This window comes from Paenibacillus macerans, from assembly GCF_900454495.1.
Lineage (GTDB): Bacteria > Bacillota > Bacilli > Paenibacillales > Paenibacillaceae > Fontibacillus > Fontibacillus macerans.
Genome location: NZ_UGSI01000001.1, coordinates 2,310,835 through 2,333,602, shown reverse-complemented (window position 1 = coordinate 2,333,602; position 22,768 = coordinate 2,310,835). Strand labels below are relative to the sequence as shown.

General features: G+C 51.3%; 16 protein-coding genes. 12 read left to right on the top strand and 4 right to left on the bottom strand.

The features are described 5' to 3' along the window. Positions 1-77 precede the first annotated feature (77 nt). Together DYE26_RS10435 and DYE26_RS10430 are read left to right on the top strand one after the other, a co-directional pair. Positions 78-1,307 (top strand): MFS transporter, encoded by a 1,230-nt coding sequence (locus DYE26_RS10435; protein WP_036623984.1) that lies wholly within the window; start codon positions 78-80, stop codon positions 1,305-1,307. Between the two features lie 235 nt (positions 1,308-1,542). After that, the gene (locus tag DYE26_RS10430) at positions 1,543-2,808 is read left to right on the top strand and encodes an Nramp family divalent metal transporter (RefSeq protein ID WP_036628385.1); all 1,266 of its coding nucleotides are present in this window, start codon (positions 1,543-1,545) and stop codon (positions 2,806-2,808) included. Between the two features lie 6 nt (positions 2,809-2,814). On the opposite strand, the gene DYE26_RS10425 is transcribed toward DYE26_RS10430, so the two are convergent. Then, positions 2,815-3,660 carry an HAD-IIB family hydrolase gene (locus tag DYE26_RS10425; protein WP_036623983.1) on the bottom strand — a complete coding sequence of 282 codons (846 nt, stop codon included), beginning with the start codon at positions 3,658-3,660 and terminating at the stop codon, positions 2,815-2,817. 88 nt (positions 3,661-3,748) lie between these two features. On the opposite strand from DYE26_RS10425, the gene DYE26_RS10420 reads away from it, so the two are divergent. Together DYE26_RS10420 and DYE26_RS10415 are read left to right on the top strand one after the other, a co-directional pair. Continuing rightward, complete coding sequence (locus DYE26_RS10420) at positions 3,749-4,741, top strand: LacI family DNA-binding transcriptional regulator (protein ID WP_240534153.1); 993 nt, start codon at positions 3,749-3,751, stop codon at positions 4,739-4,741. 451 nt (positions 4,742-5,192) lie between these two features. Next, on the top strand, positions 5,193-7,658 hold the full coding sequence (locus DYE26_RS10415) for a family 43 glycosylhydrolase (RefSeq protein WP_036628382.1): 2,466 nt from the start codon (positions 5,193-5,195) through the stop codon (positions 7,656-7,658). A gap of 74 nt (positions 7,659-7,732) precedes the next feature. Here DYE26_RS10415 and DYE26_RS10410 read toward each other — a convergent pair whose 3' ends face one another. Together DYE26_RS10410 and DYE26_RS10405 are read right to left on the bottom strand one after the other, a co-directional pair. Then, positions 7,733-8,836 carry a DUF4179 domain-containing protein gene (locus DYE26_RS10410; RefSeq protein ID WP_036623982.1) on the bottom strand — a complete coding sequence of 368 codons (1,104 nt, stop codon included), beginning with the start codon at positions 8,834-8,836 and terminating at the stop codon, positions 7,733-7,735. Beyond that, positions 8,823-9,362, bottom strand: coding sequence for an RNA polymerase sigma factor (locus DYE26_RS10405; RefSeq protein WP_036623981.1), 540 nt, complete (start codon positions 9,360-9,362; stop codon positions 8,823-8,825). The genes DYE26_RS10410 and DYE26_RS10405 overlap by 14 nt, the downstream gene beginning before the upstream one ends. A 246-nt stretch (positions 9,363-9,608) precedes the next feature. On the opposite strand from DYE26_RS10405, the gene DYE26_RS10400 reads away from it, so the two are divergent. From DYE26_RS10400 to DYE26_RS10370, 7 genes are all read left to right on the top strand, one after another. Further along, entirely contained in the window at positions 9,609-10,640 is a 1,032-nt protein-coding gene (locus DYE26_RS10400) for a hypothetical protein (protein ID WP_036623980.1), read from the top strand. Between the two features lie 190 nt (positions 10,641-10,830). Beyond that, complete coding sequence (locus DYE26_RS10395; RefSeq protein WP_036623979.1) at positions 10,831-13,149, top strand: helix-turn-helix transcriptional regulator; 2,319 nt, start codon at positions 10,831-10,833, stop codon at positions 13,147-13,149. A 202-nt stretch (positions 13,150-13,351) separates the two neighbouring features. After that, positions 13,352-14,668 carry an ABC transporter substrate-binding protein gene (locus tag DYE26_RS10390; protein ID WP_036623978.1) on the top strand — a complete coding sequence of 439 codons (1,317 nt, stop codon included), beginning with the start codon at positions 13,352-13,354 and terminating at the stop codon, positions 14,666-14,668. A gap of 51 nt (positions 14,669-14,719) precedes the next feature. Further along, on the top strand, positions 14,720-15,610 hold the full coding sequence (locus tag DYE26_RS10385; protein ID WP_051985538.1) for a carbohydrate ABC transporter permease: 891 nt from the start codon (positions 14,720-14,722) through the stop codon (positions 15,608-15,610). Between the two features lie 37 nt (positions 15,611-15,647). Beyond that, positions 15,648-16,499, top strand: coding sequence for a carbohydrate ABC transporter permease (locus DYE26_RS10380; protein ID WP_036628378.1), 852 nt, complete (start codon positions 15,648-15,650; stop codon positions 16,497-16,499). A 27-nt stretch (positions 16,500-16,526) separates the two neighbouring features. Continuing rightward, entirely contained in the window at positions 16,527-17,990 is a 1,464-nt protein-coding gene (locus DYE26_RS10375; RefSeq protein ID WP_036623977.1) for a sulfatase, read from the top strand. Between the two features lie 255 nt (positions 17,991-18,245). After that, positions 18,246-19,712 (top strand): sulfatase family protein, encoded by a 1,467-nt coding sequence (locus DYE26_RS10370; RefSeq protein WP_036623976.1) that lies wholly within the window; start codon positions 18,246-18,248, stop codon positions 19,710-19,712. Between the two features lie 16 nt (positions 19,713-19,728). On the opposite strand, the gene DYE26_RS10365 is transcribed toward DYE26_RS10370, so the two are convergent. Further along, positions 19,729-20,766 carry a LacI family DNA-binding transcriptional regulator gene (locus DYE26_RS10365; protein WP_036623975.1) on the bottom strand — a complete coding sequence of 346 codons (1,038 nt, stop codon included), beginning with the start codon at positions 20,764-20,766 and terminating at the stop codon, positions 19,729-19,731. Positions 20,767-21,355: 589 nt separating this feature from the next. Here DYE26_RS10365 and DYE26_RS10360 point away from each other — a divergent pair. Beyond that, complete coding sequence (locus DYE26_RS10360) at positions 21,356-22,723, top strand: MFS transporter (RefSeq protein WP_051985536.1); 1,368 nt, start codon at positions 21,356-21,358, stop codon at positions 22,721-22,723. The last annotated feature ends 45 nt before the right edge of the window (positions 22,724-22,768 follow it).

Genomic DNA, 22,768 nt, shown 5'->3' with positions numbered 1-22,768 from the left:
TGTCGGAATACAGACCGAACGTTCAGTATATTGAAAAGATAAACCTGCATTATCATTCATCATTGGAGGAAAACTGTATGTCTTTGTTGATTCGAAATAACGGGGCGATTCTGCTGCTGATGATCAACATTTTCCTGGTTTTTACGGGAATCGGGCTCGTCGTTCCGATCATGCCGACTTACATGAACGAGCTTCATATCAGCGGCAGCATCGTTGGGATGCTGGTTGCCGCGTTTTCGCTGACTCAGCTGGTGTTCTCGCCGTTTGCCGGCCGGTTGTCCGACTCGCTTGGCCGCAAAAAAATCATCATCGCCGGGATGCTTGTTTTCGCCGTGTCGGAATGGCTCTTCGGGGCGGTCAGCTCCCCGGTGCTGCTGTTTGCGGCGCGAATGCTGGGAGGCCTCGGGGCGGCGCTCATTATGCCGGCCGTTATGGCCTATGCGGCGGATGTCACGACGGGCGAAGAAAGAGCCAAAGGGTTGGGACTGATCAACGCGGCCATTACGACGGGCTTTATTATCGGCCCGGGGATCGGCGGCTTTATCGCCGAGTTCGGGATCCGCGTGCCCTTTTATGCCGCTGCCGTTGCCGGGCTTATCGCCGCCGTGGTTACGACTATTTTGCTGCCCGAATCGCTTAACATCGCCAAGCAGCGGCGGGAAACGGCGGAAAATTTGCCGCAGCCGAAGCGGGAGAGTCTGCTCGTGCAACTGCTTCGTTCGTACCGGCAGCCCTATTTTATCAGCCTGATTATCGTTTTCGTGCTATCGTTCGGCGTATCCAATTACGAAACAGTGTTCGGCTTGTTCGTTGATCATAAATTCGGCTTCACGCCGCGGGATATCGCCCTGATCATCACGTTCGGCTCCATCTCCGGCGCTGTCGTGCAAGCGACCGTGTTCAGTGCGATTCTCAACCGGTTCGGGGAGAAGCGGGTGATCGCCGTCAGCTTGATAACGTGCGGGCTGTGCATCTTGCTGACCCTGTTTGTCCACAAATATTGGCTGATTTTCCTGGTGACGTTCCTGGTGTTTTTGTCCATCGATATTGTGCGGCCGGCGGTCGGCACGCAATTATCCAAAATGGCCGAGGATCAGCAGGGATATGTCGCCGGTCTTAACTCGGCGTATACCAGCCTCGGCAATATCGCGGGTCCGCTGGTCGCCGGTTACTTGTTCGATATCAATATCAATTATCCGTACGTCTCCGCCGCAATCGTCCTGATTATCTGCTTTTTCTTGGCGCTAAGGCCCGTTTCGGGGCGGACCGCCGGTACTGCGGGGCGGCAGGCGGATTTCGAACATTAAAATAGCGCCCTGCGATTGATATGTCATTTGGCTAAAAAAGCCGGTGTGGACTAGGAAACAGTCCGCCGGCTTTTTTTATTTCATGAATGTGTATTTACATTTTTCAAAAAGAGGACTATACTCTAATCAGAAAGTTGCACTGAGGAAACTTTAATGTATAGAGGCAAATCCCATGTGCATTTAAGGAGGGATTGACATGATAGAGCAAGGTGTTGTACAGCAACAACCGGCTAAAATGGACCATAGAGCGAAAAAGACTAATGCATCCGCGCATGCCGCACTGGACGGGAAGGTTAAGGGGCTGAAGCGTCTGCTGCCCTTTCTGGGCCCGGCGTTTATCGCCGCAGTGGCCTATCTTGATCCCGGGAATTTTGCGACCAATATTACCGCGGGTTCCAAATACGGATATCTTCTGTTATGGGTGATCGCCGCTTCCAACCTGATGGCGGTGCTGATCCAGACGTTGTCCGCCAAGCTGGGCATCGCCACCGGCAAAAATTTGCCCGAGGTCGCGCATGCCCGGTTCCCCAAAGGCGTTTCGATCTTTTTGTGGATTCAAAGCGAACTGGTCATCATCGCCACCGATTTGGCCGAATTTATCGGAGCGGCGCTGGGGCTTTACCTGCTGTTCGGCATCCCGATGCTGCCGGCCGCCATCATTACCGCGATCGGTTCGTTCGCGATACTGGAACTGCAGCGCCGGGGCTACCGGACGCTGGAAGCCGGGATCGCCGGCATGGTGATGATCGTCGTATTGGCGTTCGCTTTCCAGGTGGTCGCCGCCAAACCGGATCTCGGCGCGGTCGCCGCGGGCATCGTCACTCCCCGCTTCGAGGGCGTGGACAGCGTGCTCCTGGCCGCGGGCATCCTGGGCGCCACCGTAATGCCTCATGCGATTTATTTGCATTCTTCGCTGACGCAAAACCGGATCGTCGGCCGCAACGAAGCGGAGAAGAAGAAGATTTTCAAGCTGGAGTTCATAGATATCGTGCTGGCGATGATTATCGCCGGAGCGGTTAATATGGCGATGGTTATCGTCTCCGCGGGGCTGTTTTTCAAAAATGGACTGGTGGTCGAGGACCTGGACGTGGCTTTTCGCGAGTTCGCGCGCTTGTCCGGACCGGTTACCGCCATTTCCTTCGGGCTTGGCCTGCTGATCGCCGGCCTGTCCAGCTCTTCGGTGGGCACGATGGCCGGGGACGTGGTGATGCAGGGATTCATCAACAAGCGGATCAATCTGTATCTCCGCCGGGCCATTACCATCGTACCGCCGCTGGCGATCATTATTTCGGGGATTAATCCTACCAACGCGCTTGTGTTGAGCCAGGTCGTTCTCTCGTTCGGCATCGCTTTTGCCCTGATTCCGCTTATTATGTTTACTTCAAACCGGGACATTATGGGCGGTCTGGTCAACCGGCGTTTCACCAGCATATTGGGATGGCTGATCTCCGCCCTGGTCGTCGGCCTGAATCTGTTCCTGTTGGCGCAAATGCTGTTGTGAGTTCGGCTACGAGTTATTGTTTGTTTCCTGCGAAAAAAGCTCGCTTAATACATGCAGGATTCCCTGCGCATACGGATATGGAGCAACCCGGGAATAAAGCGACTTCGCTTCCCGGGTTGCGTTTTGCAGCAGGTACCCGTGCTTTACCGCTTTTAACATCTCAAGATCGTTCCCGCTGTCGCCGAAAGCGATCGTTCTGTCGAAGGGAACTTTTGTGGAAGATATCAGAAAGTCCGCAACCGCTTTTTTCCCCGTTCCTTTCGGGATAAAATCAACGTCGTAAGCCCCTTCGGGGTCGCCCGCTTTCGGATTGCACGCGTTGACGTTGAGCCCGACGCCCAGGTTAAAGGCCAATTGTCTAATGATATTCAAGTCGTATGCCGTTTTCGCTTGCGACTCGGAATAGTAATAATAGTTCATTTTGTACCTGGCTTGGCCAAACTGGGTTTGTTCATGCAGCAGGATGCCGTATACCGACTTCAGTTCACTGATCAGGTCTTCCACGCCGCGGCGGGAAAAGCCTGACAGCCGGATGATCTTCTCCCACGCAGGGCTATGCCGGAACTGCCCGTCAGGCTCCGCCTGCCAAAGCTCCGTGCCCAGGTTGCTGCCGATGAAATGGGGAAGGTATGACAGACCGGCCAAGGACATCTTGTGTTCGATATGCGAGAGGCTGCTTCCGGTTACAAAGCCGATTTTGACAAGGTGACGCCAGGCAAGCAACTGCAGATATTCCTCTAGCTCATGCAGCATCCGAAGCTGCTCCGGTGTCCGTTCATGGGGAAAATAGGTTTCGTCGAAGTCGAACAAAATAAGATGAAACGTTTCCTGTGAGGTTTGAAATGTACGCATGATTCTATATGCTTCCTCCCGGTAAGTAATTGGGTTAGACTTAGGATACATGCCGGGAACGTTCCCAGGTCAATAGCTTAAATAAGGAGTGGTTTTTATTCCAACCATTCACGATATTTCCCGCCGTAGCGGGGTCTCCAAATCGACCGTATCCCGCGTCTTGAACGATCATCCTCACGTTTCGAAAGAAAGCAGGGATAAAGTGCTGCGGGCGGTGCGGGAGCTCGCCTATGTCAGAAATGCGCACGGGGTTCAGCTGCGGCTGCAGTCGAATCGTATGATCGGCGTGATTGTCCCCGATTTGAACCGCCCCTATTTCAGCGAACTGGTGAGCGCGCTGGGCAAATCTTTCAGTGAGCACGGCTTGAAGGTGGTTGTCCATCAGACGTATTTTTCACGCGAACTGGAACGGGAAGTGTACGGCAAATTGGTCCGCCAGGAAATGGACGCGGTGATTATTACGCATTCTCTTTTTACGGAGCAAGAGGTCAGAGAACTGGCGGGATCCAGCGTTGCCCTGGTTTGCAATGAACCATTTCCGGGGAAATGGCTGGATGTGTTCGCCTTGGATGAAGCAGACGCCATTTATCAAGCCGCAGCCCATTTGTTGGCCAAGGGGCGGCGGAACTTGATTTTCTGTATGGATCACCGCACGCCGTTGCAGGATAAAAGGTGGGAAGGGTTTAAAAGCGCCCATCGCCATTTTGGACTTCCGTGTACGGAGGCGCAGAGATTCGGCGGCATCCATCAAGTTCAGGACGGCTTTGCACTCGGACTTGAGTTGTTTGCTTCTGAGCAAAAGCCGGACGGAATCGTGGCCGGAAGCGATGAGGCGGCGGCCGGTTTCCTGCGCGCGGCGAAAACTTGCGGCGTCATCGTTCCGGAGGAAACGGCCGTCATCGGCTTCGACGACCATCCGATCTGCCTGGTGACCACGCCGGAATTAACGACCGTTCAAAACCGGATTGCCGACATGGTCCGGGATGTTACGGACTGCTTGAACCGGCGGCTGCGGGGAGAAGCGTTCGCGCCGATGTTGCGATCTTATAAGGCCGTGCTGATTGAGCGCGGTTCGTCGTAAAGCACTTAAGCTGCGGCTTTGCCTCCCTTGGCTGGCCATTATCGGCATTGTCATTGGATTTATCCAATAGAATTGGAAATTGGGTGGAAAATGTAGTGGTTAGATTGGATATTTTCCAATAGATCGAGCTCTGCAGGGTTCAAAACGGGCGAATTGAGCGAATTCTATTGGACTTTTCCAATGGGAGCTGCAAATCGCATTCGATTTCCCCTAATCTATTGGATTATATCCAATGTGGTCCGTTAGGCTGGGAAATACCCGGGAAATAGGCGAATAAGGTCGCTGGAGTCCGTTAGAGTAGCGTCCAAAGTTTAGAAAGAGCAGAAGTCCTCGGTGCTTCTGCTCATGAGGATTAAGGGCTCCTCCTGCTTCATATAATTAAGCGTTTACAGCACAAGGCCACTCTGCAATGTCAGGCATTCATTTGCGAAGATGAGGAGGTTATCATGTGGTGAGAACGTATCGATGGCTGTTCACGCTGATCGTCATCCTGTCTCTTGCGGCGGTTCCGTTCACGGCATCAGCCTATCAAAATCCGCGAACCTTGCCGGATGAATGGGGGCAGTATGGGCTGGGGGATCCCTATGTTCTGAAATTTAACGGCTATTACTACTTGTATGTGAGTACGAGAGATACGGACGACGGGGTAAAAGTTTGGAGCTCCCGGGACCTGGTGAACTGGAACTATCGCGGACTGGCTGCGACGGACCCGATTACGCACGGGGCATACGCGCCTGAGGTCATTTACTGGAACGGAACGTTTTATATGTACACCTCGCCCGCCGGGAACGGCCATTATGTGCTGAGCAGCACAAGTCCTACCGGACCGTTTCAAGTTGTCACCGGCAATCTCGGGAAATCGATCGACGGCCATGTCTTTATTGATGATGACGGTTCGTTCAGTTTTTACCATGCCGCTCCAGGCCGTATCGACGCCGCGCCGATGAGCAGTCCGACCACGATCGGGGCAAGTGCGTCAACAAGGGTCGGGATGGGGGGATGGACGGAGGGAGCAACGGTTTTTAAACGCAACGGAAAATACTATATGACTTATACCGGAAACCATGTGTTCAGCAAAGGGTACCGGGTGGACTACGCGGTGAGCACGTCGGGGCCGAGATCAGGTTATGTTGCTGACGGCCTCAATCCCGCTTTAATCAGCACGGAGGGACTGACGGTGGGGCTCGGCCATAATACGGTGACCGTCGGCCCGGATTTGGATACGCATTATATGCTTTATCATAATTTGGAGGGGCCGGGCATTGTCGGACCGCTGCGCCATTTGAACATGGACCGGATCGTTTGGAACAATGACAGGATGATGGTGCTTGGCCCCACGACGACGCCGCAGCGCGATCCGGAAATGCCGGATTTCTACGACTATTTTGACCGCTCCGCGATCGGGAGCAATTGGACCAATGTGGGCGGCGGCAATTGGGGCATTTATAATCAGCAGTTAATGTGGCAAAATGCGCTCGGCAATACAACCTGGTACAAACAAGTGACGGCGGCGGCCAGCGCGGCGGATTATACGGCCGAATTCAACATGAAGGAAATGAACCGGGGGACCTCCGCCAATCCGAAATTCGGCGCTGTCTTTTCCTATACGGATGAGAACAATTACGGCGTCGCGCTGCTCAGCTCGAAAAATAACCGGCTGGAGACGTTTTTCCGCATCGGCGGTGTGGATCAAGCTTGGCAGACGTTCTCTCTGCCGGCCGGCTTCGATTATTCAAAATGGCACAGCATTCGTGTCGAAAAGTCCGGATCCACGTTTAAGTATTTTGTGGACGGCATGCATAAAGGGACGCGAACCGCTAATTTGGGAGCAGGCAAAATCGGCGTGATGACGGAAGATACGCATGCGGATTTCGGCTTTGTCGCTTTTAGCAACGACGTCAACGGTAGCAGCGCCTGGGACGCTTATAAACCGGTTCCAGGCACAATCGAAGCGGTGCATTATATGAAAGGCGGCGAGGGAATCGCCTATCACGACACGACGGGCAATAACATAGGCGGCGCTTACCGGTCCGATGCCGGCGACATCCGCCTGAACAGCGAAGGGCTGTTCAATTTAGGCTGGAATCAAACCGGAGAATGGTACAAATATAAAGTGAATGTGGCGGCGAGCGGATATTATGATATCGACTTCCGCATGGCCACGACGATGGACGGCGTGCAAATCCGCGTGTGGGACGGTGCCACGGATTTAACAGGCCTGATCGGTGTGCCGAATACGGGAGACTGGGAGAACTGGCGGATCGTCACGAAGAAAAGGGTGTATCTTAACGCCGGAGAGCGGGAGCTGAAAGTGGAGTTTGTCACCGGGGAAGCGGATTTTTCGCGGATGACGTTCCATAAACATGCTACCGTCCCGGCGACAAGCGATCATTTCGATGATGGCAATGACAACGGGTGGACCCGCTTCGAAGGCACATGGGCGGTGGAGAACGGGGAGTACAGTTCAGGCGGATCGGGGCCGGCCAAAGCCGTGTTCGGAGACGCGGGATGGGCGGATTATACGGTGGAGGCCGATCTCAAGATGATCGATTCCGGGGGCGACGCAGGGCTGCTCGTTCGAGTGTCCAATCCTTCGCATGGCACCGAAAGAGGCCAGAATAATTTGGATGCCCTTCAAGGATACTACGTCTATTTAACGACAAGCGGAGTAAACCTGGGCAAAATGAATTATAACTGGAAGTTCCTCGCCGGCTCCGCGCAGTCGTATTCCACGAATACCTGGCATCATATAAAAGTTGTCGTTAGCGGCACGAACATCAAAGTGTTTGCGGGAGATATGGCAAGTCCAAAGATCGACTACACCGACACCAGCTTGAATCCGTTCACGCACGGTAAAATCGGGGTTAGAACCTTAAACAAGCATGCGCATTTCGATAACATTTCGGTGTCACAATGATGACAAAGAGCCTGCAAATAAACTGCAGAGGACTGCCCACAGACGGGCAGTCCTTTTTTACTGCTGGCGCCAGATTACTTCCTATCCACCGGAAGGCTTAACTCAAGCTCAGGCAGGTATTCCTTTTGAATTCCTCCATCCGAACTGTACTGAAAAACGTAAGGTTTGATGACAATCGTGTCCGGAACTTTCTCAAAAGGAGTAAACAAAGTCCTAAGGCCCTTCGGTTGGTTGGCTTCCAGGGTCTCTCCTTTGCCGCTGATGAACTCCAGCGCATGTCCCTGGCCATCCGTTACGTCATAGTCAAAGGTTTGAGCGGATGTGGCGGGGTCCAAGTACTTATCCGGCAGCTTGTCAACCAGCTGGGTATAGGTCGTTTCAACGGCAACGGTGGATGGAGTGATCTCCACTTGATCGACGCGGAAGCGAAGGATCTTATTTTCGGATTGGGCTTCCGGCTTCAGTACGACGTTCTGGCCGGCTGTTTTGACAACGGGCGTAACCAGTTGAAACGGTTTTTCATTCCCCTGCAAATACAGGTTGACTGTCAGTTCAAATTGATCGGGTAAGTCCTTCATATCGGTGAAATTCATCACGGTAGCGTTCGCTGAACCAATAGGTCCTCCTAAACTCCCGGGTTCGGCTTCCAACGGTTTCCCGTCAACAAACAACTCGGTTTTTGCAAGCTGGGCACTCAGCGGCTCGCTGGCACCGGCATCTCCTTCACGCTCCAAGGCCATGGACAAACGCGCACCGTCAAAGACAATTCCGGAGATTTTCAATTTCAGACGATCCTGACTCGCTTCGGCTCGTGAGGCTTGCAGGATGCCTTTCTCGTCGGCCGTTTGAAGCCCTAAATCACCGATCAGGTTAAATACGTGTCCCATTCCCGGCACTTGCTTCAGCGATTGGGCCATGGCGGGTGAAACAAAGGCCGTTCCAAGGATACTGGCACTTAATACAACTGCTGAGGCGGCCGCGACCGAAAATCTGCGCCACGGATGATTCGTGTTTTTCCGGCGTTTCAAATCAGCGGTTGTTTCCATCAACGGTAAACCCAACTCTATACTGGTGTAGGTCTCTTCCAGTCGTTGTCTCACTTGCTCGGGTATTTTACGTTCCCCCCCCATTTTCGACATTTCCATAGCCAATTGCTTGTTCAAATCAATAGCTTTCATTTAACTTCGCCTTCCCTTCCCCGGAATATTGGAGCATATTGATCAATGCCTTACGTGCACGGTGCAGCCGGGTTTTGACCGCACTCTCGGAAATGTCGAGACAGTCCGAGATTTCTCTGATCTGCATGTCCTGGAAGTAACGCAACGTTACTACAACCCTCATAGACTCATCGAGCTGGTCCACAACTTGCCGCAATTCAACCTGCCCATATTCATCCCCTGATACGGAAGGCTCGTAATGTAAGGAAGCCATATCTACGGTTGCTTTTCTTTTGCGGTGTATCTGATTGCACTTGTTAATCAATATCCGAAAAATCCAGGTTTTAAAAAATTTGGGCTCGCGCAATGAAGATAAGGATTGGTAGGCCTGGATCATCGTCTCTTGCAAGGCGTCGGCACAATCGTCGTCATTTTGAAGAATGCTGTAAGCCATTCCGTACATGTCCGTCTCGATGCTGCGCATGAGCAGAACGAAAGCATGCCGGTCTCCGGCCTGGGCCTTGATGACATCGGATTCGAGTTTCAAAACGGCAACCTCCTTTCGGTTTATATTAGTTAGATGACATTGCGGAAGATAAACGTTACATACTAAATTTTTAAAAATGCCGTACTATCAAGTACATATAAGGAAGCAATAAACTAAAGAGGGCCAAGATATTGACGGACTTATGAAAATAAATTGAATAAGGATGTAACGTTCCCGGAAAAAAGGTGATCTAACTCTATGTAACATTAATTCGACACCTTACTTACGATTTAGGAGGAGCATTGTATGAACAGAACTGGAGCATCTAAGTATAGCACTATCATGAAAGCCGTGGGAATAACGGTATTGGCAGGGACGCTTGCTGCATGCGTGCAGCAAGCGGAAGTTCAGGCGAGCGCACGGATGGATTCTTCAAGCAACCCGGCTTTCGCCGCAGGTACATCATTGAGTTCGCCCTCTATTCAAAAGGCTGAAAAGAAGCTGGAGGAACTGACGGGGAAATCACTTACATTGGGTAAGGCCGTGAGCTTCCCTGCCGGTTGGATCCTGGATGTTCAGGGAGCGGAAGGAGGCGAGGTGACCTTCAACAAGAACGGAGAGATCGATAGTATCAGTGTAAAAATGAAATGGAGCGACCTGAGCGCTTCCCATCAGGAAGCTATGCAAAAAGCGCTGGATACCGTAATTTCCGGAGGCTCGGCACAGGCGGAACACGTGAGGCTGAGAATGGACTACAATGATACCGATCCGAAGCTCAAAAATAAGCTTCAAATGACGGCGGAGGTTCAGAACACCACAATAAATGTGCTGGACGGAAAATTGAGTATGGCTCTGGAAATCCTGAAGATACAAGATGTCCCTGAGGCAGCGGTCAAATCCGCCAAAGCCGTCATCGCGAAGGTGGATCACGTCAAAAAAACGGAGGCGCTGACCCAAGCATTCCTGATTACCGAACCGAATGCCGTCCAATATGAACTGCGTTTTGGGACACCGACCTCCAAATACCCGGTTAGTGTGAATATCGACAAAAAGACCAATAAACCAACAGGACTTTATTTGGGGTTTCTTGAGGACAAACCTGCCAACAAGAGCGAGGCGCAAATCAATAAAGTCATGCAAACTCTGAAAAATGCAAACATGGATAAACTTAAAAAGACAGCCGTTCCCCAAATTAAAAAATGGCTGGGGATGGATCTATCCGGCTACAAGCTGACCAAGGTTGCGAATGAGCCAGGCAATGCGGTCTTTACCAAAAGCGGCGCGCCGTCGGTCAAGGTTTCGTATAATTCCAAGGGAGAACTGTACTGGGTGGACTAGACTAGCTAGCGCCGACCGCCGCATTGAATTCTCATTTTTTCTCGATCAATTTGAGCCTGCAAATAAATTGCAGGCTTTTTCCATAGATATGGCGCCACTCACCTTCCCGTCCGGTACAAATGTGGTATGATGAATAAAGTAAAGACACAGATTTGTCACATTATCCATCGACAACGGGGGGCACGGGATCATGAAAAGTTTGATGGAGCTTCTTTTTAACGATAAATACCGGTCTTTGTTCTATCGTTTATCCGCCGCGCTGGGCCTGTTGGTTGTGCTGGCCGCTTTAGGTTTTGTCATTTTAAACAGCGCTTACAATCACCTTCAGCAAAAGGCCAGGCTGGAGGATTTAAGCAAAAAATCGGAGACACTTTTCAAGAATTACTATAATAATTTATTTCAAGATGTGGACAAGAAGTCCGTCGATCTATCCAATAACAAGAAATTGATGAATATATTAAAGGGTACGGAACGAGGCGGGGACATCAGCCTCACCGACATCATCAATAGCGGCGCCGATTTTTGCTGTATGATCTCCATCGATATCTACACGCGCGATCAGGCGTTTCGTTACAACCATGGCCAAATCGTCAATATCCCGCTGATGAGCGATGAGGAATGGTCGGCGAGCAGAGCGGACATCATAAAGGGCGCTAATTGGAGAATAGATGACACTGCTGCGGCTGCCTCCTCGTCTCCTCCGGCTGTGCATATCCTGCGCAGCATTCCCAATATTGCGGCGGAGCCGATCGGTTTTATCAAAATCAATTTAAACAGCCAGTCACTGTTCCAAAATCCGTTTCAGAGCGGCCAGCAGGAAAAGATGTGGCTGGAGTCGCCCTCGCATTTATTATTTTCGTTAAGTACGGGGCAACTCGATCAGGAGGCCATGGCCAGCGTCCCCCGGTTCGAGCCAGGCGCTTCCGACTCCATTTCTTTGGACGGCAAAAATTACTTTTACGATGTTTTGCCTGCCCGGTTATCGGGATGGAATTTTGTTTATGCGGTTCCCGAGGGAAGCGTAACGAATGGGATCTATTTCGGTTCCGCCCTGTGGCTCGCGTTTTTCCTTCTGTTTATCCTGTTAATTTTCTATACGTTCACCCTGATGCGCAGTGTCTTCGGAAAAATACGCACGATTCAAGAAGTCGTTGGGAGCTCGAACGTTACGGGCGTCAAGAACGGCAGAAGTTTCTCCCTTAACGTGCTGATTAACAGCGTAGCCGCTTTGAAGGAGCACCGGGAAAATATCGAATGGATGTATCAGAAAAACATCCCGATCTTGAAAAAAGCCCTTTGTTATCGGCTGCTTCATCACGATCGGGGGGAATGGCCGGATATTCAAGAACAGATGGCGCAACTCGGATTCACGTTTTCCACTTCCCTGTTCTCGGTTATTTTGTTTCGCATCGATAAATATTACGACTTTCTGCAGACTTATAACAAGGCGGATCAAAGCTTGCTGCGCTTTTTTGCTTATAAAATGGCTGAAGAGATGGGCGGTCAGTCCTTCAAAGTTTTGATGTGGAATACCGAAAGCCGGGATATCGTCATGATCGCCAACGCCTTCGTTCCTATGGAGGAAGAAGTTTTCAAAGCCCAACTTGAAAGCGCAATCCATTCAATCGTCGACCAAATCAACAGTTACTTGAAAATTACCATTACCGCCGTTATCGGCCATCCGGTCCAAGATGTTCGGCATATTCCGGATAGCTGGAATCGGGTCGGCAATTTTATGGAAAGTAAAAGATATGGCGGCGGCTGTCACGTGCTGAAGTGCTGGGATCAAGACGATGAAACCCCGTTTTTTGCGGATATGCTCGAAGTCTCGCGGGGGCGGAAAGACGCCTTGCTTCAAGCCGTCAAAAGCAACGATATCCGGCAAATCGATGAAGAGCTGGAGCGGACGAAGTTGTTTTTGGAGTCTTTGGACGGTTATCCGATGATGTTTGTTCAACAGTTATTGATCGATTTCGTGATGTCGGCCGCCTATGCGTTAATGGAGATGGGCTCGAAGCTGCAGGTCGAAAAAGTATTCGCGGAGATGCATTTGGCCATGCAGCGCATCGAAAGCATTGAGGAAGCCGTGGCCTGGTTCAGGAGCAAACTGTCCTATTGGCTTGAAACCATGGAAGAGGAGCGTGCCGATCACACCGGATTAATGCCGCATGTGCTTGAATACGTGAACGCCAATTACGACCGGGAGATTTCGCTTGGCGGCATCGCTGCCGAATTGCAGCTGAGTATCGCGTATTTAAGCCGTCTGTTCAAAAAAAGCACGGGCAAAAATTTCATGGACTATTTGATTGATTTACGGATCGAACGGGCCAAACAAATGTTGACGGATTCGCCGGAGACGGTACAGCGGATCGGAGAGAAAGTCGGGTATATAAACACCCAAAGTTTCATTCGCATCTTCAAAAAAAACGTCGGCGTAACGCCGGGCCAATACCGGGAAAGCAAAACCCGCGAGACCGTAAAGCGCTTGGATGCGGGCAAGGTCTACTAGTGAGACAACCTCTACTAGCAAAAATCATTCATCGTTCAAAAAAGGTTCATCCGCCGAAAAAAGACCATTTGGGCTGGCGTGCAAATGATGATCATCGGATCAAAAATGCACGCTATTTTTTTTGATTCGGGCAGATTATATTCAAAGCCAAGATCAGCCGCTTCGATCGGCGGATCAAATTTAAAATCGGGGGGAAGATCCGATGTTGCAAAAAAGGGGAAAAGCTTTTCTATCGTTATTCATGGCCACGCTCGTCCTGTTGGTTTCCGCGTGTTCGTCTGGCGGCGGAAACGCGGAAACAAGCGGAAGCAAAGGGGGAAACACCGCGGGGGAGCAGGTGACGCTAAAGGTATGGGTACCGATCAATACGCCGGAACTCGACGCGGTGTATAAGCAAATCGGCGCCGACTTCGAGAAAACGCACGAGAACATTAAGGTGGAAATCACGACCATCCCTTTCTCCGATTACTTCCAAAAATTATCGGTGGCCTACGCCGGCGGCATTCAGCCGGACGTCCACGGGCTCGGATTCGGCCAATTGATCTCGACGGTCGACCAGGGCAATTATATGGATTTGAACACCTTGATCCAAAATGACAGTTGGTCCGGCAAAGACGATTTCTTTCCGGACATCCTGAAAGCCGGGGAATGGAACGGCGGACTGTACGGCCTGCTGATTCCCGAGATCCGTCCGTTTGTTTGGAGAAAGGACTATTTCCGGGAAGCAGGACTTGATCCCGAACAACCGCCAAAGACTTATGCCGAATTGTTTGAATTCGCCAAGAAGCTGGCCAAGAAAGAGAACGGAAAAGCCGTGCGCTCCGGACTCGATATTACGACGAGCACCGTCAACAACGCGAACTCGGAACAATCGTACTTAAGCCTGCTGCTGCTTAACGGTTTGAACTTGTATGACGAGAAAGGCAATCCGACATTCGATTCGCCGGAGTCGATTAAGGTTCTGGAGCAGGTCATGGATCTCGTGAAAGATAAAGATATCGTGTTTCAGACGGATGTGAACGTAACGGGAACCTTGTTCCAAAACAATTTGGCGGCCATGTCTTTTGCCAGCTCCTATTCATTGACGCAGTTAAGCAAGTCGATCGGCGCGGAGAATCTCGGGTATTCCCTGCCGCCGAAAGGGCCAAACGGCGAGCAAACCTCGCTGATGCTGGGAACGTTCATGACCATGGCCAAGAAAACCGAACACCCGCAAGAAGCTTGGGAATTCCTGAAATTTATGTTCTCGCCGGAAGAAATGCTGCCGTTCTCCAAAGCATCCGGCTACATCCCGCCGCTGAAATCGCTCCAAGACGAGTTCGTGAAACTGGATCCAGCTAATGAAGTTATTTTTGAATCGATGAACGACGCCAGCAGCTATTTGCCTTCGGCCAACTGGAATACGATCGTCAAGTACCTGCGGATCGGCTTGGAAGAAGCCTACTTCGGGAAAAAATCGCCGGAGCAAGCGATGGAGGATGCCGCGGAAGCGGCCCGGCAAGAAAGCGCCAAAAAGTAAAAAGCGAATTCCGGGGCCCCTATGTGCTGCTGTTATGCTCAGGGGGCCTTTATGGAAAGGGGAAAACGCATGAACGCGACCTGGAGAAGAAAACTAACGCCCTATCTATTGATATTGCCAAACGTGCTTATCTACTTCATTTTTATTTTTGTTCCCCTTTTATGCGTCATCTATTTAAGTTTCACCAACTACAGCATCTTGTCCCCCGGCCATTGGGTGGGGTTGTCCAATTACGAACGGATGCTGGAAGATCAATTGTTTATGGGCGCCGTCAAAAATACGTTTGTGTTTTGGATCGTGTCGGTCCTGCCGCAGATGGCGCTCGGTTTGGTTCTGGCCGTTTTGTTGAATTCGAAAATTAAAGGGCTTTCTTTTTTCCGTGCGGGGTTGTATTTGCCGAGCGTCATCTCCGGGGTCGCGGTATCCATGACATGGCTCTACTTGTATGACTTTCAGAGCGGTCCGTTTAATGCGGTGCTAAAGGGGCTGCATCTGAATCCGGTCAATTGGCTGGGGGATGCGCAGTACGCCTTGATGTCGATCAGTATTCTCGGCATCTGGGTCGGGACCGGATACGCGTTGATCGTATACTTGGCGGGTCTGCAATCGATCTCGCAGGAATTGTACGAGGCGGCCAGCATCGACGGGGCTTCGAAACTGCGCATTTTTTTCCGGATCACCGTGCCGCTCTTAAATCCGATGACGTTTTTCATTTTCGTGACCGCGACGATCCGCTCGTTCCAAGTCTTCGATTACGTTTACGTGATGACCAAAGGCGGGCCGCTGAACGCGACGAATACGATCGTCAACAGCATTGTGGATACCTCTTTCGCGCAGTATGAAATGGGATATGCTTCGGCGCTCTCCATTTTCTTGCTCGTCATTACGCTGGTCATTACTTTGATCAACTACCGAGTCGGAACGAAAACGCTGGATAGCTGAACGGAAGAAGGGAGAGAGACCGTTGAAGAAGCTCGGCATGGCAAAGATTCTAGTCTACGTATTTTTGATCGTGATTACACTGCTCAATTTATTTCCCGTTGTGGTCATGATTTTTACTTCGCTGAAGGGGAACGATGAACTCATTTCGGGAGCGTTCTCCCTGCTGCCCCACGATTGGCATTTCGAAAATTATCTGAAAGCGATGGAGAGCGGGAAATGGGGGCTTTATTTCAAAAATTCCTTGATCGTCACCCTGGTCGTGACGGCCGGCAGTCTCTTATTCAACACGCTAGCGGGGTATACGTTTGCCAGAATCCGCTTTCGGGGCAGCACGATCATCTTCGTGTGCTTGCTGGCCGGGATGATGGTGCCCGCGCAGTCGATTGTGGTTCCGCAGTTCATCATTATGAAAAGCATTCCGCTGTTCGGCCATAACGACATTTGGGGCCAGGGCGGAACGGGCTGGCTGAACACGTATTACGCTTTGATCATTCCCGCTTTGTCCGGGTCGATCGGCATCTTTATGGCCAGACAATTTTTCTCGGGGTTTCCAAAAGACTTGGATGAGGCGGGTTATATGGACGGGTTGGGTTATTTCGGAACTTATCTGAGAATTTTCTTGCCGTTAAGCGGTCCATTGATGGCGACACTCGGCATTTTGAAAATCGTTTCCGTCTGGAATGAATTCTTCCAGCCGCTGATCTTCACGAACACGGAATCGATGCGGACCATCCAATTGGCGTTATCGCTGTTCAAAGGAGAGTTTACGATCCAATACAACTTGCTGATGGCCGCCACCGTGCTGGTGTCGTTGCCGATGCTCGTCGCCTTCCTGTTGTTCCAGAAACAGTTCGTCGGCAGCATCGTCTCGTCCGGCGTCAAAGGTTAAATTACGAAAGAAAGCGAGGTAAATGTGATGAAAGCAATCATGCTGATGTTCGATACGTTAAATCGGCACATGCTGCCCCCTTATGGATGCGATTGGGTCCACGCGCCAAACTTCAAAAGGTTGGCCGAGAAAACCGTCGTTTTCGATCATGCCTACGTGGGGAGCATGCCTTGCATGCCCGCGCGGCGGGAACTCCATACGGGACGTCATAATTTCCTGCATCGCAGCTGGGGGCCGATCGAGCCTTTCGACGACTCGATGCCCGAACTATTGAGCGAAAACGGCGTATACACCCATCTCGTCACCGATCACCAGCATTACTGGGAGGACGGCGGCGCGACTTATCATACCCGGTATAGCTCGTGCGAGTTGATTCGCGGCCAGGAAGGCGATCCCTGGAAAGGGGAGGTCGCCGACCCGGAACACCCCGAATCGATCGGGATGAAGGCGATGGGCCGGCTCGTCCGCCATGACTGGATCAACCGTAAATACATTCGCGAAGAGCAGGATTTTCCGCAAGCGCGTACGATGGAAAACGGGTTGGAATTCATACGGACGAACCGGAACGAGGATCGCTGGTTCCTGCAGATCGAAACGTTCGATCCGCACGAGCCGTTTTATGCTCCGCAAAAATACCGCGACCTCTATCCCCACGATTACGCGGGCAAGCATTTCGATTGGCCGCCGTACGGGCCGGTTACCGAGACAAGGGAGGAAGTGGAGCATCTGCGGTACGAATACGCGGCGCTGCTCAGCATGTGCGACCACTACTTGGGGAAAGTGCTGGATGTCATGGATGAGTTTGACATGTGGCAGGACACCTTGCTGATCGTGAATACTGATCACGGGTTTCTGCTGGGCGAGCACGATTGGTGGGCCAAATCGGTGATGCCTTATTACGATGAGATCGCGCATATGCCGATGTTCATCTGGGATCCCCGCAGCGGGAAGCAGGGCGAGCGCAGGCAAAGTCTTGTGCAGACGATCGATTTGGCGCCGACGCTGCTCCGCTACTTCGGGGCCCACGTGCCGAAGGACATGCAAGGGAAAGACCTCGAAGCCACGATCGCCAGCGATCGGCCTGTCCGCGATTCCGCGATCTTCGGCATGCACGGCGGGCATGTGAACGTGACGGACGGGCGTTATGTCTATATGCGCGCGCCGATGACCGAATCGAACATGCCGCTATACAACTATACGTTGATGCCCACACATATGCGCAGCCGCTTCTCCGTGGAGGAACTTCGCGGCTCGGAACTCCATCCGCCGTTTACGTTCACGAAGGGCGTCCCAACGCTGAAAGTCCAAGGTGTCGGTCTCTACAATCGGGCCCATGCGTTCGGCACTCTGTTGTTCGATTTGCAGCAGGACCCCCGGCAGGAGCACACGATTCAGGACGAGGCTTTGGAACGAGCGATGATTCAGTTGTTGAAGCGGAACATGGAAGCGAACGAAGCCCCGCCCGAGCAGTATGTACGGCTAGGTTTATAGATCAAGCGCCACCATCATTTATTATCTAAATAAGTTGAACTAAAAAAAGTCGGGGGTTAGGCAAAAGTGTGAAATGATTCTGAAGAAACGGCAGTGGTCGCCTTTGTGAGCGGATTTCTACAGTATCTGAATCTACTTAATAAAAGAAATCCGCGAACAACAGCGATCGTAAGAACATTTCACACGGCTGCCCCATTCCGTACAATGATTAGTTCAACATATATAAAATCCATGGATGAAGGAGCGAGCTAAAAGATGCGCATCTTGTTTTTGGATCTCGATTCGACGTCGCCCGACCATTTGGGATGCTACGGGTACCCCAGAAATACATCCCCGAATATCGACCGCATCGCGAAACAAGGCGTCCGGTTCACCAATTATTACACGTCCGACGCTCCGTGTGCGCCTTCCCGCGCCGCGTTCATGTCCGGCCGTTTCGGTATCCATTCGGGACTCGTGGGCCATGGGGGAACGGCGGCGGACTTCCGGCGAGAAGGGGAGCCCCGGCAATTCCGCGATTTGCTGACGACCGAAAGCCTTCCGGGATTCCTGCGGTCAGCGGGCATGAAGACCGTGCTGTTCAGCCCTTTCGGAGAAAGACATTCGCAATGGACCTTCTATGCGGGTTTCTCGGAAATCCACAATTCGGGCCAAAGCGGCATGGAATCGGCGGAGGAAGTAACGCCAAGCGTACTGGATTGGATCGACCGCAATTCGCAGGACGACAATTGGTTTCTGTATGTAAATTATTGGGACCCCCATACCCCTTACCGGGCACCGGAGGAATTTGGGAACCCGTTCGCCGGTGAACCGCTGCCCGAGTGGATGACGGAGGAGATGCTGGAACGTCACCTGAGGAAAGTCGGTCCGCATAGCCCGCGGGAAATCAACATGTTCGACAATCGGACGAACCCCAAATGGCCGCGCCAACCCGGCGAGTTTCTCGACATGGAAGGCTTGCGGCAAATGATCGACGGCTATGACTGCGGAATCCGCTACGTGGATTCACACATCGGCCAGCTTATCGACGCGCTCGGCCGCAAGGGCGTGCTGGAGGAACTAGTTATCATCATCTCCGCGGATCACGGCGAAAATCAGGGACAACTCGGCATTTACGGCGAACATGCCACGGCGGATCAAGGCACATGCCGAATCCCGATGATCATTTGCTGGCCGGGCGTTACCCGGCCGAACGTCGACGAAGGACTGCACTATCATCTGGACTTTTTGCCGACCATAGCCGAACTGCTTGGCAAGAAACCTTCCCCGACCTGGGACGGCCGGAGTTATGCGCCCGCTTTAACCGCGGGAACGGACTGCGGAAGGGATTATCTGGTCTTGTCCCAATGCGTTCATGTCTGCCAACGCAGCGTGCGCTTCGGGGATTGGCTGTACATGAGGACGTATCACGACGGTTATCATTTGTTCCCAAAAGAAATGCTGTATAACCTGAAGTCGGATCCGTTCGAGCAGCAGGACGTGGCAGCTGAGCATTCGGATGTCTGCATGCAGGCCGTCTATCGGCTAAACGATTGGCATGACGAGATGATGGCATCCATGACTTACGACGTCGATCCGTTATGGACCGTCATTCAAGAAGGCGGCCCTTATCATGCGAAAGGCCACCTTCCGTATTATGTCAAGCATTTGGAACAAACGGGCCGCGCCGACGCCATACCCGAACTGAAGAAGCGGCATCCGCGGGAATTTCGGCAGGGGTAGGCTGGAGAGCCCGCTTTCATAGAGTCAATGTCTTTACGGAATTTCGTTCGATGATCGTAGGGTTGACAATAACCTCTCGGTTGGCCGCCTGATTGCCTTGAAAATATGCGAATAGCAGGGTGGCCGCTTCGACAGCCATCCGATAAACGGGCACATAAACGCTGGTCACGGCGGGAACGCATTGGTTCCCGTCGTTTTTGCTGTGCTCGATGGTGATGAGGGAAACGTCGTTCGGCACATCAAGACCCAAATTATTGAGGAAATTAATCGTTTGCTGAGCTTTGGATATATCGTCGAGAAGTAGAGCGGTCGGTTTGTCGCCTTGTTGCGAAAAAACCGTTCCTATTAATTCCAGATAGGATTTCAAATCACCGGCATAAGTAAAGTGTTTAACGATCAAATCATCACCGCTGTGCTCTGCTTCAAACTCGCGGATTACCGGCTTAATCGGGGCCGTTTCCGCCGTAAGCACGGCAATTCTCCTATGGTTGCGTTCGTAAAAATAGTCCAGTATCTCGCGATGATACTGCTTATAACGCGCATAAACGTTCATTCCGGCCTGGTCAAACAGCTTCTCCCCGATATAGACGACGGGCAGTTGCATGGTAAGCAGCTCAAACAAGGAAGAACATGCAATAGGGGCGCTTCCCAAAATGAGCCCGTCAATCCGTTTCTGCTTGATAAAAGCATAATATTGCGGGGGAGTTTGATTCGCTAAAATCCGGTCGGCTTCGTTCGTTTCATTGATTAAAAGAAGGTGAAAACCGTGCTGAACCAGGACGGAGTTAACTCCATTGATGAACTCCAGCAGATAGGTGCTGTATAAGGACCGGGTAGAGTCAAGGGGCATGGAAAAATACAGGCCGATTAATTTGGTTTCGCTGTTGGCCAAATTTTGGGCGACGACATTGGGAACGAAGTTCAGTTTGTTCATCGCGTCGATGACTTTTTTTTCGGTTTTTTTGCTCACATAACCGCTTCGGTTCAATACGCGGGAGACCGTGGAGATGGAAACTCCGGCTAAATGGGCTACATCGTATATTGATACTTTCATCATTAAATCCCCGCAGGTGCAAATCTGCATGTATTTGAGAAATGGAGCCGTACTAAAGATGTGGTAGCGCTTCTCGAATTTAAGTTAGCATAATGGGCGAAGCTAAGTCAATTCGCTGTCTTTTCAAGTGAACCATATTTTGGCAATCATTTTTGGATTGAAAAGAAGGCGGTTCCCATGTATAATCTGGGAAAGCGCTTTACCAAAGGGTATAGATTAATCCGGCAGCCGGATTAACCCTAATGAGGTTCGTTAAATGTGGAAGCGCTTCTATATTGTCTGTCGGCTGAAATGAGGCATGGCCATGGCCTGAAAGCGGAAACTCGGAAACAAGCGAAATGTTTATTTGTCAAGCGCTTTGTTATTTCTGATGTGGAAGCGCTTCTATATTGAGATCAGGTCGCGAAACGCCTGCTTTAAGGAGGTGTTTGGAAAAATTAATGGTATAGCAGGTGTGAAAGAAAGGAGGTGTTCAGCCCAATGTGGAAGCGCTTCTATAAACCGGATTCGACATAAAGCGCATTGCAAAGCGGATAATCGGCAACACTGAAACGAATGTATTCCTATCCAAAATTTGGGGGTTGAAACGATGAATGCAACAAAACCGCAAACAGCCAGCAAAGGGAATATTTTTCAATATTCATTGGGCGGGTTTGGTTCCAATATTCTGTTTTTTCTTCAGTTGTCTTTCTTGATGTATTTTTACACCGATGTCTTCGGTGTTTCCCCGGCCGCCGTCGGGTCGCTGTTTTTGGGAGTCAGGCTGCTTGATGCCATATTCGATCCGATGATAGGAATACTGTCCGACCGTACGAGAACGAAATGGGGGAAATATCGCCCTTATCTGATTTTTGGTTCTCCTTTGCTGGCGACCGTAACCATACTGCTATTTACGGCTCCGGATTTGAGCCCGTCGGGCAAAATCGTCTACGCGGCATTTACTTATCTCTGCTACTCGTTAGTATCCTCCCTTGTGAATGTTCCGTTCCACTCCTTAACGGCGGTCATGAGCAAGGATCCGAATCAAACGACGACGATTTCCACCGCCAAGCAATTTATGGCGCTGCCGGCTCAGATCCTCGTTAACGCGGCGGTGCTGCCGATGGTCGCTTTTTTCGGAAAAGGACAACAGGGCTGGCTGATCACGGCGATCCTCCTTGGGGTGATCTCTCTATTTTCCTATTGGATTTGCGCGAGCGGTACCAAACGTTATGATACCCTGGACGGGGATAGCGGACATTTGCATCCACCGCTCAAAACACAGCTAAGCCTTGTCGCCAAAAACAGACCGCTGCAGATTTTAATGTTCTCTATGTTCCTGAACCTGGTTGCCACGACGACGAACGCTTCAGTCGCCGTGTATTTCTGGCAGTATAACGTAAACGACGTCAGCTTGTACTCGCAGATCTCCTTATGGGGGCTAATTTTGTCCGTGCCTATGTATGCCCTTACACCGTATATCGCGAGAAAGATCGGCAAGAAAAACGTGTTTCTGTACGGCAGTCTCGCGTCCATTGTGCCGACCGCAGTCATCTTGATAACTCCGTATGAAAACGTCACGGCTTTATTTATCGCCACAGTCGTAAAGACGGTATTGGGACCTTTCGCCGGAGCGATCGTGTGGGCGATGATTCCGGATTGCGTTCAGTATGGAATTTGGAAAACGGGCATTCAGGGAGCCGGAACCGTAACCTCTTCCTGCGTATTCGTAAATAAGCTGGGATCGGCGATCGGCGGTGTGCTGGCGGGGTTTATTCTAGGCGCCGTCGGGTATGTGGCCGGGCAGGCGCAAAATCCCGAGGTGCTGCGGACGATTCTTTATCTGTTTGCGGGCGTACCGCTGATCGCATACATCGGCACGATCATCGTGCTGAAATTTTATCATATCCCGCCGGAGGTTTTTCAAGCGTCTTCAGCGGATCAACCAGAGGACCCAGCTTCCGGGGTAACCGTTTAGGTTCCATTGGTCTTACAAACTTAAATATATAGATATCTCGTATGT